Source organism: Achromobacter sp. 413638, assembly GCF_043119405.1.
Lineage (GTDB): Bacteria > Pseudomonadota > Gammaproteobacteria > Burkholderiales > Burkholderiaceae_B > Achromobacter.
Genome location: NZ_JBICCO010000012.1, coordinates 25,052 through 42,061 on the forward strand (window position 1 = coordinate 25,052; position 17,010 = coordinate 42,061).

Annotated in this window: 12 protein-coding genes; 2 read left to right on the forward strand and 10 right to left on the reverse strand. The window is 66.0% G+C overall.

What is annotated here, in order from left to right; all coding sequences use genetic code 11:
* Positions 1-79: 79 nt before the first annotated feature.
* The 3 genes from ACEU5R_RS07320 to ispD all read right to left on the reverse strand — a co-directional run bounded on the left by ACEU5R_RS07320 (position 80) and on the right by ispD (position 3,539).
* Positions 80-2,224: a DUF4344 domain-containing metallopeptidase gene (locus tag ACEU5R_RS07320; protein ID WP_392409667.1), complete on the reverse strand. Its 2,145-nt coding sequence runs from the start codon at positions 2,222-2,224 to the stop codon at positions 80-82.
* Between the two features lie 137 nt (positions 2,225-2,361).
* On the reverse strand, positions 2,362-2,859 hold the full coding sequence (gene ispF, locus ACEU5R_RS07325) for a 2-C-methyl-D-erythritol 2,4-cyclodiphosphate synthase (protein ID WP_103273076.1): 498 nt from the start codon (positions 2,857-2,859) through the stop codon (positions 2,362-2,364).
* Positions 2,856-3,539, reverse strand: a complete 684-nt coding sequence (ispD, locus tag ACEU5R_RS07330; protein ID WP_392409668.1) for a 2-C-methyl-D-erythritol 4-phosphate cytidylyltransferase — start codon at positions 3,537-3,539, stop codon at positions 2,856-2,858. The genes ispF and ispD overlap by 4 nt, the downstream gene beginning before the upstream one ends.
* A gap of 29 nt (positions 3,540-3,568) precedes the next feature.
* On the opposite strand from ispD, the gene mfd reads away from it, so the two are divergent.
* On the forward strand, positions 3,569-7,051 hold the full coding sequence (mfd, locus tag ACEU5R_RS07335; RefSeq protein ID WP_392409669.1) for a transcription-repair coupling factor: 3,483 nt from the start codon (positions 3,569-3,571) through the stop codon (positions 7,049-7,051).
* A 49-nt stretch (positions 7,052-7,100) separates the two neighbouring features.
* On the forward strand, positions 7,101-7,958 hold the full coding sequence (serB, locus tag ACEU5R_RS07340; protein ID WP_392409670.1) for a phosphoserine phosphatase SerB: 858 nt from the start codon (positions 7,101-7,103) through the stop codon (positions 7,956-7,958).
* Between the two features lie 97 nt (positions 7,959-8,055).
* Here serB and ACEU5R_RS07345 read toward each other — a convergent pair whose 3' ends face one another.
* The 7 genes from ACEU5R_RS07345 to ACEU5R_RS07375 all read right to left on the reverse strand — a co-directional run bounded on the left by ACEU5R_RS07345 (position 8,056) and on the right by ACEU5R_RS07375 (position 17,005).
* Positions 8,056-10,323 (reverse strand): TonB-dependent receptor, encoded by a 2,268-nt coding sequence (locus ACEU5R_RS07345; RefSeq protein ID WP_392409671.1) that lies wholly within the window; start codon positions 10,321-10,323, stop codon positions 8,056-8,058.
* A gap of 339 nt (positions 10,324-10,662) precedes the next feature.
* The gene (locus tag ACEU5R_RS07350) at positions 10,663-10,995 is read right to left on the reverse strand and encodes a DUF2818 family protein (protein ID WP_392409672.1); all 333 of its coding nucleotides are present in this window, start codon (positions 10,993-10,995) and stop codon (positions 10,663-10,665) included.
* A 13-nt stretch (positions 10,996-11,008) separates the two neighbouring features.
* Positions 11,009-12,496 carry an NADH-quinone oxidoreductase subunit NuoN gene (gene nuoN, locus ACEU5R_RS07355; protein WP_103273071.1) on the reverse strand — a complete coding sequence of 496 codons (1,488 nt, stop codon included), beginning with the start codon at positions 12,494-12,496 and terminating at the stop codon, positions 11,009-11,011.
* A 9-nt stretch (positions 12,497-12,505) separates the two neighbouring features.
* Positions 12,506-14,008 carry an NADH-quinone oxidoreductase subunit M gene (locus ACEU5R_RS07360; protein ID WP_103273070.1) on the reverse strand — a complete coding sequence of 501 codons (1,503 nt, stop codon included), beginning with the start codon at positions 14,006-14,008 and terminating at the stop codon, positions 12,506-12,508.
* Positions 14,005-16,026, reverse strand: a complete 2,022-nt coding sequence (nuoL, locus tag ACEU5R_RS07365; protein WP_103273069.1) for an NADH-quinone oxidoreductase subunit L — start codon at positions 16,024-16,026, stop codon at positions 14,005-14,007. Before nuoL ends, ACEU5R_RS07360 begins: the two co-directional genes overlap by 4 nt.
* Positions 16,027-16,043: 17 nt before the next feature.
* Positions 16,044-16,352, reverse strand: coding sequence for an NADH-quinone oxidoreductase subunit NuoK (nuoK, locus tag ACEU5R_RS07370; RefSeq protein ID WP_103273068.1), 309 nt, complete (start codon positions 16,350-16,352; stop codon positions 16,044-16,046).
* Positions 16,349-17,005 carry an NADH-quinone oxidoreductase subunit J gene (locus ACEU5R_RS07375; RefSeq protein ID WP_103273067.1) on the reverse strand — a complete coding sequence of 219 codons (657 nt, stop codon included), beginning with the start codon at positions 17,003-17,005 and terminating at the stop codon, positions 16,349-16,351. The genes nuoK and ACEU5R_RS07375 overlap by 4 nt, the downstream gene beginning before the upstream one ends.
* Between the last annotated feature and the right edge of the window lie 5 nt (positions 17,006-17,010).

Consider the following 17,010-nt stretch of genomic DNA (forward strand, 5'->3'; position numbering starts at 1 on the left):
CCAAGAAAAAACCCGCCTGCATTGTGCTGGCGGGTTTTTTGTTGCGCGTGCGCCGATGCTGCACGGCGCCGTCGACGGATCACTGGTTCTTGGGCGGCATGGTCGAGGTGGTCGGCAGGCCGTAGGCCACCCAGGTCTCGACGCCGCCGCGATACCAGTAGGCGGTCCAGCCCAGCGTGCCGGCGCGCAGCGCCGCGTTGTAGGACGAGCGGTCATTCATGCCCGCGCCCAGGAACACGATGGGCTGGTCGCGCTTGCCGCCGGTCTTCTTCATCAGCCAGGCATCCAGATCGGCTTGCAGGCCGTCCGTCACGCTGCCGTCCGAACCGGCGTCGGGCAGCGAATAGCCGATGGGCAAGGTGTCCTTCAAGCCGCTGGTGTCGACGAGGATGAGGTTCTTGTCCTTCTTCAAGAGCGACACCAGATCCCCGGTGGTGATGATCTGCGCGCGGTAGATCTTGTTGGGCGTCGGTCCCTTGTAGGGCGCCGTGAACAGCATGGTCGTGGGCGGCACGCCCATGTCCTTGAGTTCATCGATGGAACCCGGCGGCTGGCCCTGAACCTGGCCTTGGCCTTGACCTTGGCCTTGGCCCTGCCCCTGCCCCTGCCCCTGCCCCTGCCCCTGCCCCGGCTGCCGCTGCGGCGCGCCCGGCGCCGAGCCGCCCTTGTTGGGCACGACCTCGCCGTTGACGGTGCCCATCTCGATGTCGGAAATCATCACCGCGATGTTCTCGATCAGCTCGTAGCACATCGTGATCGAGCCTTCGCGCGGGCTGTACCAGGCGTTCAGCTTGCCACAGTCCTTGAAGACCACATTCACCGGCCGCGGCAGCACATAGGTCTGACCCAGCGACTTGATGTTGTCGCCGATCGGCTGGGACAGCGCCTCGGCGAACAGGTTGCCGATCTTGCGACGCGACGGCTCGAACACCACGTTCACGGGCGCGCCGGGCGCGTTGGCCGGCTGCAGGCCCTCGGGCGACCAGGTGCCCACGCGGGTATGCGGCGCCAGGATCTTGTGCCAGGCGCGGTTCTGCTTGTTGAACTCGTCCGCGCAACGCGCCTTGGTGCGATCCTCCAGGCCGACGCTCTTGGTCACGGACTCGAACACGCCGGGGTTGCCGCCGTACATGATGCACAGCATGTTGCGAAAGCGCTTCAGGTCGCCCGTGTGCTCATCCTGCCAGGCCGAACCGGACGATGCGCCGCGGTTCTCGGCCAGCTTGCCGCTGTAGTACCACTGCAAGGCGGCGTAGATCGCGCCCTCCTTGACCATGGTGTTCACTTCCTGATTGTCCGACGGGTACATGGTCGGCTCGACGATCTTCAGCGCAGCATAGATGTCGACCGCGTCCTCTTCGGCGCCGGTCGAGGGCAGCTCCAGTTCGCCGATCAGCGCGTGGCCGAACTCGTGCAGGAAGATGCTGCGCATGATGCCGACGTACACCGACACGATGCGCATGTTGTCGCCGCCGAAGCGCGGATACGGGCCCTCGCCCCGCAAGGGCGAATCGGCGCCGCCTTGCTGCCTGGGCGGGTTGCCCGCCGCGCCGCCACCGCCGCTGCCGCCGCTCCCACCGCCACCACCGCGCGCGGGCAGGCCGCCCGCGGCCGGCGCCGGCTTGGCATCGGCCTCGCCCGCCGTGACGGCGAAGTCGGCAATGCCGAAGGTACCGACGTCATAGGCCATGATGCCGATCTGAGAACCGGTCGCCGGTTCATCCCTGACGTCGCCGATCTTCTGGCCGTTGACGATGAAGCGCGCCGCGCCGGGCAATTCAACCACGCGGATGCGGTCGGAGCCATCCAGCTTGGCCACATTCGGCACAGAGGCGATGTCGCGGCGCTTGTCGCCCTGCAGGCAGAACAGGAGCGTGTTCTTGTCGGCCGTCAGTTCAAGCAGGCACAGGCTCTTGTTGGCGCGGTTGTTCAGCACCACGCCGATCGAAGCCTTGGGATTCGGCGACTTGACCACCACATTCACGTCGGTCACTCGGCCAGACTCCGGCGCCGGCCCGACGTTCATGTACAGCGTCTGTTCGCTGCCCGGCGTCGAAGTGTTGCGCAGCGTGAACCAACCATCCTCCACGCCAGCGGTCCAGCCTTGCAGCATCTGCTGCTGGACCGCGCCGGCCAACGGGCCGAGCTGCTGCTGGTATTGGGCAAGGGCGGGCGTGCTGAAAGCGCCCACGATGGAAAGCAGAGCGATGCCGCGTAGACGCATCCGGAGTCTCTAAGTAGTCAAATTTGAGTAGCGCAGAATATTCCAGATTGATGCGACCCGCTTATTCATTTGTTAAAGATGTATCAAAACCAACGAAGCGCGGGAACCGTTGCGAATGTCGCTTGTCGCGTGTGCCGCTATGCCGGGGAATCCGCGCGCGCCAGCAGCGCCACGACCGTCGCCGCGATGCCTTCCTTGCGGCCCAGATAGCCCAGGCCCTCGTTGGTCTTGGCCTTGATGTTGACCTCGGTAACGGCCAGGCCCGTATCGGCCGCGATGTTCGCCACCATGGCCGCGGCGTGCGGGCCGATCTTCGGCGCCTGCGCGTGCACGGTGGCGTCGATGTTCACCGGCGTCCAGCCGGCCTGGCGCACGCGCGCCATGGCCTCGCGCAGCAGCTTGCGGCTGTCGGCGCCCTTGAAAGCCGGATCGGTGTCCGGGAAGTGCCGGCCGATGTCGCCCAGCCCGGCCGCGCCCAGCAGCGCATCGGTCACGGCGTGCAGCAGCACGTCGGCGTCGGAATGCCCCAGCAGGCCGTGCGTGTGCGGGATCGTCACGCCGCCGATGATGAGGGGCCTGCCTTCGACCAGTGCATGCACGTCGAAGCCCTGGCCGACGCGGAAAGGAATGCTCATAACCATTTTTCCATCAGTTCGAAATCGTCCGGCCAGGTCACCTTGAAATTGCGCAGGGAACCCGGCACCAGCCTGGGCGCATAGCCCGCGGCCTCGATGGCCGACGCCTCGTCGGTCACCGCCATGCCCGCCACCGCCGCCGCCGTCAGGGCGTCGCGCAGCGCGCCGGCGCGGAACATCTGCGGCGTCTGGGCCAGCCACAGGCCGTTGCGGTCCAGCGTGCGCTCGACGCGCTCGTGGCCGCCCTTGACCGTGTCCGCCACCGGCAGGGCCAGCAGGCCGCCCACCGGATCTTCCAGGCAGGCATCGATCAGTCGCGCCAGCGCCTCGGCCGGCAGACCAGGCCGTGCCGCGTCATGCACCAACACCCAGGCATCGTCGGCCGCGCCGCTGTCGGCCAGCGCGCCGGCCACGGTATCAGCGCGCGTGGCGCCGCCGCAGGCGCGCCACACGGTGCGCGGCAGCCCCGTCAGCGCGTCGTCGACCCAGCCGTCGCCGGGCGTCACCGCCACGCGCACCTGGGCGATGCGCGCGTCGGCGAGCAGGGCGCTGACCGCCAGCCGCAGCATGGGCTGGCCGCCCAGCGGCCGGTATTGCTTGGGCACGGCGTCCTGCCCGGGCCGGCTGGCGCGGGCGCCGACGCCCGCGGCGGGCACGATGGCGATGATTGAGTCAGACATGGTGCGAAGATTTTATAATCTTCCGCCTGATGTCCGCTTCCAGCCAGATGCCCGCCTCCCCTACCTCCGCCACGGCGGCGCCGCCCGTGCCCGCGACCGCCACTACGCTATCCGCACTGAAGACCGGCGCACGCTATGCGCAGCCGCGCCCGCCCGGCTCGGGCGACGCCTGGCTGCTGGCCGACCTGGCGCGCCAGGCCGGTGGCCCGCTGGTCATCCTGACGGCCGAGCCGCTGGAGGCGCAGCGTCTGGCGGAGGAAATCCAGCTGTTCGCGCCCAACCTGTCGGTGCGCCAGCTGCCCGACTGGGAGACGCTGCCGTATGACGCCTTCTCGCCGCACCAGGACCTGATCTCCGAGCGCCTGCACACGCTGCACGCGCTGATGACGAAATCCGTGGACGTGCTGACGGTGCCGGTCACCACCGCCCTGTACCGGCTCGCGCCGCCTTCCTTCCTGGCCGCCTACACCTTCTCGTTCAAGCAGAAGGACCGGCTGGACGAGGCCGCGCTGCGCGCGCAGCTGACGCTGGCGAACTACAACCACGTCACCCAGGTCACCGCGCCCGGCGAGTTCTGTCTGCGCGGCGGGCTGATCGACCTGTTCCCGATGGGCTCGGTCCTGCCCTACCGGCTGGACCTGTTCGACGACGAGATCGAGACCATCCGCAGCTTCGACGTCGATACCCAGCGCAGCCTGTATCCGGTGGGCGAGGTGCGCCTGCTGCCGGGCCGCGAGTTCCCCATGGACGAGGACGCCCGCAACCGTTTCCGCGCGCGCTTTCGCGAGGTGTTCGAAGGCGATCCCTCGCGCGCCCTGCCCTACAAGGACATCGGCAACGGCATTCCCTTCGCCGGCGTCGAATACTACCTGCCGCTGTTCTTCGACGAGACCGCGACGCTGTTCGACTATCTGGCCGATGACACGGTCACCGTCACCGTGGGCGACATCGACGACGCCATGCAGCGCTTCGGCCAGGATACGGCCAGCCGGTACGGCTTTCTCAAGAGCGACCGCGAGCGCCCGGTGCTGCCGCCGTCGGCGCTGTTCCTGGATCCCGAGGCGCTGCACGGCAAGCTGAAGGATTTCCGCCGCCTGGCGCTCACCGCCGGCCAGCCGCATCCCGATTTCCGCGCCGCGCCCGACGTCAGCGTGGCGCGCCGCGCCGAGGATCCGGTCGCCAAGCTGCGCGCGCTGGTCCAGGGACGCCAGAACCGCCTGCTGCTGTGCGCCGATTCCGCCGGCCGCCGCGAGACGCTGGTGCAGATGCTCAACGAGTTCGGCGTCACGCCCGACGCCCAGCCCGACAGCATCGAGGCCTTCCTGTCCTCGGACGCGCACTTCGGCATCGCCGCCGCGCCGCTGTCCGCGGGCTTCGGCCTGCCCGGCGCCGGCCTGGCCTTCCTGACCGAGAACGATCTGTACCCCGGGCTGGCCACGACCGGCCGGCGCGGCAAGCGCGACCAGGAACGCGCCAGCAACGTCGAAGCCATGGTGCGCGACCTGTCCGAGCTGCGCGCCGGCGATCCCGTGGTGCACGCCCAGCACGGCATCGGCCGCTATCACGGCCTGGTCAACATGGACATGGGCGAAGGCGAGATGGAGTTCCTGCATCTCGAATACGCCAACGGCAGCACGCTGTACGTGCCCGTGTCGCAACTGCACGTGATCGCCCGCTACAGCGGCGCCGATCCCGAGGCCGCGCCGCTGCACCAGCTGGGTTCCGGCCAGTGGGACAAGGCCCGCCGCAAGGCCGCCAGGCAGGTGCGCGACACCGCCGCCGAGCTGCTGGCCCTGTACGCGCAGCGCGCCGCGCGCGAAGGCTATGCCTTCAAGTTGCCGCTGAACGACTACGAAGCCTTCGCCGAGGGCTTCGGCTTCGAGGAAACCGCCGACCAGGCCGCAGCCATCCAGGCGGTGATCGCCGACATGACCTCGGGCCGGCCCATGGACCGGCTGGTCTGTGGCGACGTGGGCTTCGGCAAGACCGAGGTCGCGCTGCGCGCCGCCTTCCTGGCCGTGGCCAATGGCAAGCAGGTCGCCCTGCTGTGCCCGACCACGCTGCTGGCCGAACAGCACGCCCAAACCTTCGCGGACCGCTTCGCCGACTGGCCGGTGCGCGTGGTGGAACTGTCGCGCTTCCGCTCGGCCAAGGAAGTCGCCACGGCCATCGAGGGCATCAACGACGGCCGCGTGGACATCGTCATCGGCACCCACAAGATCCTGTCCAAGGACGTGAAGTTCAAGCGCCTGGGCCTGGTCATCATCGACGAGGAACACCGCTTCGGCGTGCGCCAGAAGGAAGCGCTGAAGGCGCTGCGCGCCGAGGTCGACGTGCTGACGCTGACAGCCACGCCGATTCCGCGCACGCTGGGCATGTCGCTGGAAGGCATCCGCGATTTCTCCGTGATCGCCACCGCGCCGCAGAAGCGCCTGGCCATCAAGACCTTCGTGCGGCGCGAGGACGGCAGCACGCTGCGCGAGGCGCTTTTGCGCGAACTCAAGCGCGGCGGCCAGTGCTACTTCCTGCACAACGAGGTCGAGACCATCCACAACCGCCGCGCACGGCTGGAAGAGCTGGTGCCCGAGGCCCGCATCGCCGTGGCCCATGGCCAGATGCCCGAGCGCGAGCTGGAGCAGGTGATGAAGGGCTTCTACCAGCAGCGCTACAACGTGCTGCTGTGCACGACCATCATCGAGACCGGCATCGACGTGCCCAGCGCCAACACCATCGTGATCCACCGCGCCGACCGCTTCGGCCTGGCCCAGCTGCACCAGCTGCGTGGCCGCGTGGGCCGTTCGCACCACCAGGCCTACGCCTATCTGTTGACGCCCGGCGAAGACGCCATCACCAGCAATGCCAAGAAGCGCCTGGAAGCGATTCAGGCCATGGAAGAGCTGGGCTCGGGCTTCTACCTGGCCATGCACGACCTGGAGATCCGCGGCACCGGCGAGGTGCTGGGCGATTCGCAGTCCGGCAACATCCAGGAAGTGGGCTTCTCCATGTACAACGAGATGCTCAACGAGGCCGTGCGCGCGCTGCGCGCGGGCGAGGAACCGGACCTGGACGCGCCCTTCAACCTGGCCTGCGAGGTCAACCTGCATGCGCCCGCCCTGCTGCCCTCGGACTATTGTGCCGACGTGCACGCGCGCCTTGCCATCTACAAGCGCCTGGCGCACGCGGCCGACGAAGACGACCTGATCCAGATCCAGGAAGAGCTGATCGACCGCTTCGGCAAGCTGCCGGACGCGGCGCAGACCCTGCTGACCACGCACCGCCTGCGGCTGGCGGCGCAGCCGCTGGGCATCGTCAAGATCGATGCCAGCGAGACGCAGGCGCTGCTGCAGTTCGGCCCCAAGACGCCGGTGGATCCCGCCCGCATCATCGAGCTGGTCCAACGCCAGCGCCACATCAAGCTGGCGGGCCAGGACAAGCTGCGCGTCGAGATCAAGGCGCAGCAGATCCCGGCGCGCGCCGACGCCGTGCGTGCGGTGCTGCGCGCGCTGAAGTAAGCTGCCGCTACGCCGCGCGCAGACGCCATCGATCCTTATTCGCAAACTTATGACTACTCATCACCTTGTCGTCCAATCCCCTGCCCTGACCGTCGACCAGGCGGAGCAGCTGGCCGCGCTGGCCCAGGCCCAGGGCGTGGCCCGCATCAGCGCCACCGCCGCCCGCCTGCTCGACGTGCAGCACGACGACGCCACCCGCGCCGAGGTCCGCGCCTGGGGGGAAAGCAAGGGCATCGATACCACCTTCCTGCCCGCCGGCCTGAAACTGTCCAGCTGCAAGGTGCTGGCCATGGACATGGACTCCACGCTGATCAACATCGAGTGCATCGACGAGATCGCCGGCGTGGCGGGCGTCAAGGACAAGGTGTCGGAAATCACCGAAGCCGCCATGCGCGGCGAGATCAAGGACTTCTCCGAAAGCCTGCGCCGCCGCGTCGCGCTGCTCAAGGGCGTGCCGGCCGAGGCGCTGGAACAGGTCTACGCGGAAAAGCTGCGGCTGAATCCGGGCGCCGAACGGCTGATCGGCACCGCGCAGGCCGCCGGCATCAAGGTGCTGCTGGTGTCGGGCGGCTTCACCTTCTTCACCGACCGGCTGCGCGAGCGCCTGAAGCTGGACAGCGCGCACGCCAACACGCTGGAGATCGACAATGGCGTGCTGACCGGCCGCGTGCTGGGCGACATCCTGGACGCCGACGCCAAGGCCGTCTACCTGCGCGAGTTCGCGCGCCAGCACGACGCCACCAAGGAACAGACCATCGCCATGGGCGACGGCGCCAATGATCTGAAGATGCTGGGCGCGGCCGGCTTCCCGGTGGCCTATCACGCCAAGCCGCTGGTGCGCGAGCAGACGCGCTATGCGCTGAACGTGTCGGGGCTGGATGGCGTGCTGAACTGGTTCGAGAGCTGAGCACGGAAACAGCCATCCGCGCTCGCGGCCTGTTCCCAACGCCGCAAAGCAAAAAGCCACCTTACGGTGGCTTTTTGCTTGCCGGGACAGACCCGGATCAGTAGCGCATGTTCACGCTCAGGATCGCCGAGCGGCCCGGCGCGACGCTGACGTAGTGTGCGGCGTAAGCCTTGTCGTAGTACGTCTTGTCGAACAGGTTGAACACGTTCAGCTGCATGTTCCAGTTCTTGTTGAAGCGATAGCCGGCCATCGCGTCGAAGCGCCAGTACGACGGGATGTAGGCCGTGTTGGCCGTGTTGCCGTACTGCTTGTCCACATAGTAGGCGCCGCCGCCGACCGTGAAGTCCGGCGTCACCGCGTAGGTGCTCCAGATGTTGAAGGCGTTGCGCGGCGTGTTGGGGAAGTCGTTGCCCTTGTCCGTGGCGACGCCGTCGTCCTTGATCTTGCTCTTCAGGAAGGTGTAGCCGCCGAAGACCTGCCAGGCCGGCGTAATGCTGCCCGAGAAGCCGAGTTCGAAGCCGTCGACCTGCTTCTTGCCGGCCATCGCGTAGGTGTTGTCCGGCAGGGTCAGGCGCGCGTTGGTGGTCTCGGTGCGAAACACCGCGGCCGTCAGCGTCATGCGGCGATCCAGCACTTCCCACTTGGTGCCGAGTTCGTAGGTCTTGTTCTTTTCGGGAGCCATGTCGGCCGCATTCGCGCCGGCGCCGCCGCGTCCAGGAGCCAGGCCATTGCCCGCGCCTTCGCCCGAGTCGCTGTTCGACGGCGTGGACGAGGTGGCATACGACACATAGATGCTGCCATTATCCGCCGGCTTGTACACCAGGCCCAGCTGGTAGTTCCACAGCGTGTCATTGCGCTTGATCACGGTGTAGTTGTTGGCGGGCGTGTTGGTGAACTTGGTCTCGTAGCGATCCAGGCGCAGGCCGCCGTTCACGAGCCACTGCGGCGACAGTTCCACCGTGTCGAAGGCGTAGAGCGACTTCGAAATCGTGCGCGAACGAGTCGGCTGGCCTACGCGTTCACCGTCCAGGGTATTGACCCAGGGATCATGCGGATCGGGATCGTACAGGCTGGTGCAGTTGTACTTGGACGCGGCGCCAAGGAAGTTGCAGGCATTGTCCTTGCCGGAGCCCGTGCCCCGATTCACGGCGATCGAATCCTTCTTGCCCTCTTCCTTCGACACTTCCAGGCCGACGTTGAAGCTGTGCTTGAACGAGCCGGTGTCGAACTTGCCCACCAGCTCGGTCTGGTTGGCAAGGCTGTCGACGCGGCTGTCACGGGTGTTGGCGCGACGCCAGACGCGGCCGTTCAGCACGTTGCCCTGGCTGTCGTCCGGCTGGGTCCACACGTATTTCTGCGTGGAGTAGGTGTAGCGCGTCATGTTGCGCAGCGTCAGGCGATCCGAGAAATCGTGCTCGATGCCGATCGTGCCCATGTCGGACGTGGTCTTGCGGTAGTCGCTGGCCAGGCCGTAGAAGTTCTTGCGGTTGACATCGGCGGGGCCCGTCCGGCTCACGCCCATGTAGCTGCCGTCGCGCTTGACCTTGGTGCTCGGATAGGCATACGGAATGCCGCTGTCCGGCAGGTCGTCCGTCTGCATATGGTAGTAGCTCAGGGTCACGCGGGTCGGCGAGTTCAGGCCGAACGTAATCGTGGGCGCCACGCCCCAGCGGCTGTTGTTGACCATGTCGCGGCCGGCCACATCGGCATCGTGGTACATGGCGTTCAGGCGGAACGCCGTCTTCTCGCCCAGCTGCCAGTTGCTGTCTATGGTGCCGCGATAGTAGCTGTCAGTGCCGATGCCCAGGCTGGCGGCGGTGAAGTCTTCCGCCTTGGCCGTCTTGCTGATCAGGTTGACGCTGCCGCCGGCGCCGCCACGGCCGCCGAAGGCGCCGTCCGAGCCCTTGACCACTTCGACCTGCTCCAGGTTGAAGACTTCGCGCGACGTCGCGCCGATGTCGCGCATGCCGTCCACATAGGTGCTGGCCTGGGCGTCATAGCCTCGGATGATCGGCCGGTCGCCCAGCGGATTGCCGCCCTCGCCCGCGCCGAAGGTGATGCCGGGCGAATTGCGCAGCACATCGGTCAGCGAGGACGCCGCCTGGTTCTGGATGACTTCCTGGGGAATCACCTGCACCGACTTGGGCGTGTCCAGCAGCGGCGCGGTGAATTTCTTGGAACCCGATTCCTTGGCGTCATAGGGCGTATAGGCTTCGCCTTGCACCTGGACAGGCGCCAGCTGCGTCGCGCCCTGGCCCGACGACTGCGCGTGCACGCCGGCCGTCAGGAACAGCGCGGGGGTCGCCAGCACTGCCGCCAGCGAGCCGCTGAGCGACGTGACGGCAAAGGAGTCTTCGGGCTTCACAAGGCTTCTCCAGAATATGAATAACAACGATTCTTGTTTTTCGATGGGTTGCGATTGTGAACTTCAAAGCTGAACGCTCGCTGAAAATTGAATATTTACCGGCTCACAGGACGAAAAAACAACAAGAATCGGCGTCTCTTCGTCATATATAGAGGCTTATGACACACCCTCGCTCATCCTCTCGGAGCCATCCGTTCCTGACTGAAGATTGAATGATCAGAAATGCCGCCACGGCTGCCGCAGGCGGCTTCGCGAAGGCGGGCAGTCCATCACACCGCCCATAACAAAAAACGCCCCGTAGGGCGTCTTTCGTCGGCGGGAACCGCTAGGCAAGGGGATTCACTGGCTGCGCAGCCTGGGATGCCGCTTGAACAGATACCGGTACACAAACCCCGGATAGGCCAGCACCAGGAACAGGCTCAGCGTGATGGCGTAGAACTCCCAGGTCTGGGAGAAACGGTTGCCCAGCGTGGACTCGAAGGCGAAACCCAGCGCGCCCACGACCAGGTAGAACACCAGCACTTCCATCAGACGCAGCCAGAACGGCTTGACCGCGGCCTGCCCCGCCTGCTTCCAGGGCAGCACGGCGAACACGCGCTCCGTCAGGAAAGGCAGGTTCGCGCTGACCAGGGCCAGCGCGATCAGGAGCCATACCGCCAGGGTCTGGTTCATCCGGTCCGTCCGCTTACAGCAGGTTCAACGAGCTGCGGATGGCCTGGACGCTCAGCGCCATCAAGCCGCCGGGCAGGATGCCCAGCACCAGGATCAACAGGCCGTTCACCGACAGCACCGCGCGTTGGCCGGCGGAAGCGACCATCGGGGCGGCGTCAGCCGCCGGCTCGTCGAAGTACACGACCTTGACCACGCGCAGGTAGTAGAACGCGCCGATCAGCGAGAACACCACGGCGATCACGGCCAGCGTGACGTGGCCCGCGCCCACCAGCGCCTGCAGCACGGCCAGCTTGGCATAGAAGCCGACCAGCGGCGGGATGCCGGCCAGCGAGAACATCAGCAACAGCACGATGGCGGCATGCCACGGGCTGCGGCGGTTCAGGCCCTTCAGGTCGTCGATGTGCTCGCACTCGAAACCCTGGCGCGACAGCAGCAGCACAATGCCGAAGCTGGCTAGCGTGGTCAGCACGTAGGTCAGCATGTAGAACAGCGAGGCGCCGTAGGCGGCAGCCGACGCGTCCGGCTTGCCGGCGACCGTGCCCGACATCAGGCCCAGCAGCACGAAGCCCATGTGCGAGATGGTCGAGTAGGCCAGCATGCGCTTGAAGTTGGTCTGCGCGATGGCGGTCAGGTTGCCGATGGCCAGCGACAGCACCGCCAGGATCATCAGCATCGGCTGCCAGTCGGCGGCCAGGCCGTGCAGGCCGTCGACCAGCAGGCGCAGCGTGATCGCGAAGGCGGCCAGCTTGGGCGCGCCGCCCAGGATCAGCGTGACGGCCGTGGGCGAACCCTGGTACACGTCCGGCACCCACATGTGGAACGGCACGGCGCCCAGCTTGAACGCCAGGCCCGACACCAGGAACACGATGCCGAACACCAGCGCCATCTTCTCGGCCTTGCCGGCGGCGACGACCTTGGCGACTTCGGCCAGGTCCAGATGGCCGGTGGCGCCGTAGACCATGGACATACCGTACAGCAGGAAGCCCGAGGCCAGCGCGCCCAGCACGAAGTACTTCATGGCGGCTTCGGTGGCGACGACGTTGTCGCGGCGCAGCGCGATCAGCGCGTACAGGGCCAGCGACATCAGTTCCAGGCCGAGGTAGATGGAGATCAGGTTCCCGGAGGAAATCATGACCATCTGGCCCAGCAGCGCGAACAGCGTCAGGACGTAGAGTTCACCGCCCTTGAGCATGTCGCGGACCTGGGCGTAGACGCGGCCATAGACCAGCGTGACAGCCACGGCCACATAGGACGCGATCTTCAGCAGATGCGACAGTTCGTCGGTGACGTACAGGCCATTGAAGGTCTTGCCCTTGACGCCGGCGCTCCATTGCATGGCGGACACGACGGTCAGCACGCCCAGCGCCAGCATGGTCAGCCAAAACGTCGGCTTGCGCTCGGGGTGATTGCTCACCGCGTCGACGAGCAGGATGGCCAGGCCGAAAACCAGCAGCAGGATTTCCGGTGTCGCCAGGGCGAAATCGATTTGGGATTGCATCATTGTCTTGTCTTACAGTTTCGAGACGCCAACGTGTTGCAGCAGGGCCTCGACCGACACGTGCATCACGTCGGTAAAGGGCTTGGGATAGATCCCCATGTACAACACGGCGATCGCCATCACGCCAAGAATCAGGAATTCGCGACGGTTGATATCGGTCAGCTCGCGCACGTGATCGTTGGCGACGTCGCCCAGCACCACGCGCTTGACCATCCACAACGAGTACGAAGCGCCCAGGATCAGGGCGGTGGCCGCCAGCAGGCCGATCCAGAAGTTGTGCTCGACCGCGCCCATGATCACCATGAACTCGCCGACGAAACCGCTGGTGGCCGGCAGGCCGCTGTTGGCCATCGAGAACAGGATGAAGAACGTGGCGAAGCGCGGCATCACGTTGACCACGCCGCCGTAGTCGGCGATGCGGCGCGAGTGCATGCGGTCATACAGCACGCCGATACACATGAACATGGCGCCCGAGACGAAGCCGTGCGAGATCATCTGCACGATGGCGCCTTCGATGCCGGCCGTGTTGAAGATGAAGAAGCCCAGCGTCACGAAGCCCATGTGGGCCACCGACGAATAGGCCACCAGCTTCTTCATGTCGTCCTGGACGATGGCGACCAGGCCGATGTAGATCACGGCGATCAGCGACAGCGCGATCATCAGGCCGGCCAGGCTGTGCGAGGCGTCAGGGGCGATCGGCAGCGAGAAGCGCAGGAAGCCGTAGGCGCCCAGCTTCAGCATGATCGCGGCCAGCACGATGGAGCCGCCCGTGGGCGCCTCGACGTGGGCGTCCGGCAGCCAGGTGTGCACCGGCCACATCGGCACCTTGACGGCGAAGGCCGCCAGCAGCGCCACGAAGATCAGGATCTGCGGCGTCTGGCCGAGCTTGAGCTGGTGCCAGGACAGGATGTCGAACGAGCCGCCCGAGGCGTTCCACAGGTAGATGAAGGCCACCAGCGTCAGCAGCGAGCCCATCAGCGTGTAGAGGAAGAATTTGAAGGCCGCGTAGACCCGGTTCGGTCCGCCCCACACGCCCACGATGATGTACATCGGGATCAGCGTGGCTTCGAAGAACACGTAGAACAGCATGCCGTCCAGCGCCGCGAACACGCCCACCATCAGGCCCGACAGGATCAGGAAGGCGGCCATGTACTGCGCCACGCGGCTGGTGATGACTTCCCAGCCCGCCAGCACCACGATGATGGTGATGAAGGCCGTCAGCAGCACGAACCACAGCGAAATGCCGTCCACGCCCAGGTGGTAGTTGACGTTGAAGGCTTCGATCCAGGACGTCTTCTCGACGAACTGCATCGCGGCCGTCTTGGTGTTGAAGCCGGTGTACAGCGGAATGGTGACGAGGAAGCCCGCGATCGAACCGATCAGCGACAGCCCGCGGGTGAGCCCGGGACGGTCGTCACGGCCCACCGCCAGCACCAGCAGGCCGAATACGATCGGTACGAAGATCGCAAGCGTGAGCCAGGGGAAAGTGTTGGATGCCATCTCGCTTGCCATCATTGGGGAATCAGCACAAAGAAAGTCACCAGCGCCATGATGCCGATGATCATCGCGAACGCGTAGTGATAGATGAAGCCGGACTGCAGGTGGCGGCTGATCGCGGAGACCCAGCCCACGACGCGGGCGCTGCCGTTGACCAGCAGGCCGTCGATCAGGCCGCGGTCACCGGTCTGCCACAGGCCACGGCCCAGGCAGCGCGCGCCGCGCGCGATGATCTGCTCGTTGATCCAATCCACGAAGTACTTGTTCTCGAGGATCTTGTTCACGCCCGACAGGCTGGACTTGATCGCGGCCGGAACCTTCGGGTTGATCAGGTAGCAGTACCAGGCGATGACGGCGCCAGCCACGACCAGCCAGAACGGCAGGGTCTGGAAGGCGTGCATGCCGAAGGCGACCCAGCCGTGCCACTCTTCGTGCAGCTCGTGCATGGCCGGATGCTGCGGCAGGACCTTGATCACGCCGTCGAAGAACTTGCCGAACAGCATGGGATCCACGACCCAGGCGCCGATCAGCACCGAGGGGATCGCCAGCAGCAGCAGCGGCAGGGTCACGACCCAGGGCGACTCATGCGGCGTGCCGCCATGATGGCCGTGGTCGTCGTGGCCATGATCGTCGTGGCCGTGACCATGACCGTGACCGCTGGTGTCGAAGCGTTCCTTGCCGTGGAAGACCAGGAAGTACACGCGGAACGAGTACAGCGAGGTCACGAACACGCCGATCAGCGTCGCGTAGTACGCGAAGCTAGCGCCCCACACCTTGGCGGCGCCTGCCGCTTCGATGATGTGTTCCTTCGAATAGAAGCCCGAGAAGAACGGCGTGCCGACCAGGGCCAGCGTGCCCAGGAGGAAGGTGATCCAGGTGATGGGCATGTACTTGCGCAGGCCGCCCATGTTGCGGATGTCCTGGTCGTGGTGCATGCCGATGATGACCGAGCCCGCGCCCAGGAACAGCAGCGCCTTGAAGAAGGCGTGGGTCATCAGGTGGAAGATCGCCACCGAGTAGGCCGAGGCGCCGAGCGCCACGGTCATGTAGCCCAGCTGCGACAGCGTGGAGTACGCGACCACGCGCTTGATGTCGTTCTGGATGATGCCCAGGATGCCCAGGAACAGCGCGCCGATGGCGCCGATCACGATGATGAAGGACAGCGCGACGTCGGACAGCTCGAACAGCGGCGAGAAGCGCGCGACCATGAAGATGCCGGCCGTCACCATGGTGGCGGCGTGGATCAGCGCGGAGATCGGGGTCGGGCCTTCCATCGAGTCGGGCAGCCAGGCGTGCAGCGGAACCTGGGCCGACTTGCCCATGGCGCCGATGAACAGGCAGATGCAGGCCACGGTCAGCAGCATCCAGTCCGAGCCGGGCAGCGTCAGCTTGGCCAGCTTGTCGGCCTGGGCGAAGACTTCGCCGTAGTGCATGGTGCCGGCGTAGGCGAACAGCAGGCCGATGCCCAGCACGAAGCCGAAGTCGCCGACGCGGTTGATCAGGAACGCCTTCATGTTGGCGAAGATCGCCGTGGGACGGGTGTACCAGAAACCGATCAGCAGGTACGACACCAGGCCCACCGCTTCCCAGCCGAAGAACAGCTGCACCATGTTGTTCGACATCACCAGCATCAGCATGGAGAACGTGAACAGCGAGATGTACGAGAAGAAGCGCTGGTAGCCTGGATCGTCGGCCATGTAGCCGATGGTGTAGATGTGCACCATCAGCGAGACCGAGGTCACCACGACCATCATCATGGCCGACAGCGGATCGATCAGGAAGCCGATTTCCAGCTTGGTCTGGCCGATCAGGCTCCAGGTGTAGACCGCGCCGTCGAAGCGCAGGCCGTTGAGGACGTCGCCCAGCACCACCACCGAACCGATGGCGGAGATGAGCACGCCCAGGATGGTGATGACGTGCGAGGCGCGGCGTCCGATCGGCCGGCCGAGAAAGCCGGTGCCGAACAGGCCCGCGAGGATTGCCCCGGCCAGCGGCGCCAGCGCGATGAGCAGGTAGAGATTGGGTGAGCTAGACATATTCTTCCAATACCCCGTCAGCCCTTCAGGCGATCGAGTTCGTCAACGTTGATCGTGTTCAGGTTGCGGAACAGCAGCACCAGGATGGCCAGGCCGATCGCCGCCTCGGCGGCGGCCACGGTCAGGATGAAGAACACGAACACCTGGCCGGCGGCGTCGCCGAACCAGCTGGAAAACGCCACGAAGTTCATGTTGACGGCCAGGAGCACCAGCTCGATGGACATCAGCAGGATGATGAGGTTGCGGCGGTTCAGGAAGATGCCGAAGATGCCGATGGCGAACAGGATCGCCCCGAGAATCAGGTAGTGGGCCAGCGTCAGCGTCATTGTTTTTCTCCTTGCGGCGCGGCAGCGTCGGCTTGCGTGCCGTTCTGCTTGGCCAGGGCGCGCTCGCTCTGGGCGGGCATGCTCACCAGGCGGAAGCGGTCCTTGGCGCGCACCCGGACGGCGGCGACGGGGTCGTTGTACTTGACGTCGCGGCGGCGACGCAGGGTCAGCGCGATGGCGGCGACCATGCCGACCAGCAGCAGCGCGGCGCCGACTTCAATGGCGTAGACGTACTGCGTATACATCAGCTCGCCCAGCGCGCGGGCGTTGTTGTAGTCGCCGGCGACAGGCGCCTGCGGGCCCGCGCCATACCAGGTCGAACCCAGCACGAAGGCCATCTCGACGACCATGACCAGGCCGATGACCAGGCCCAGCGGCAGGTAGGTCTTCAGGCCGCCGCGCAGGGCGTCGATGCGGATGTCCAGCATCATGACCACGAAGAGGAAGAGCACCATCACGGCGCCCACATACACCAGCACCAGCAGCAGCGCCAGGAACTCGGCGCCCAGCAGCATCCACAGCATCGCCGCGTTGGCGAAGGCCAGGATCAGGTGCATGACGGCGGTGACCGGGCTGCGCGCGGTGATCACGCGGAACGCCGCGATCACCAGCACGGCGGCCAGCAGGTAGAAAAGGACAGTGGTAAAAGTCATGGATC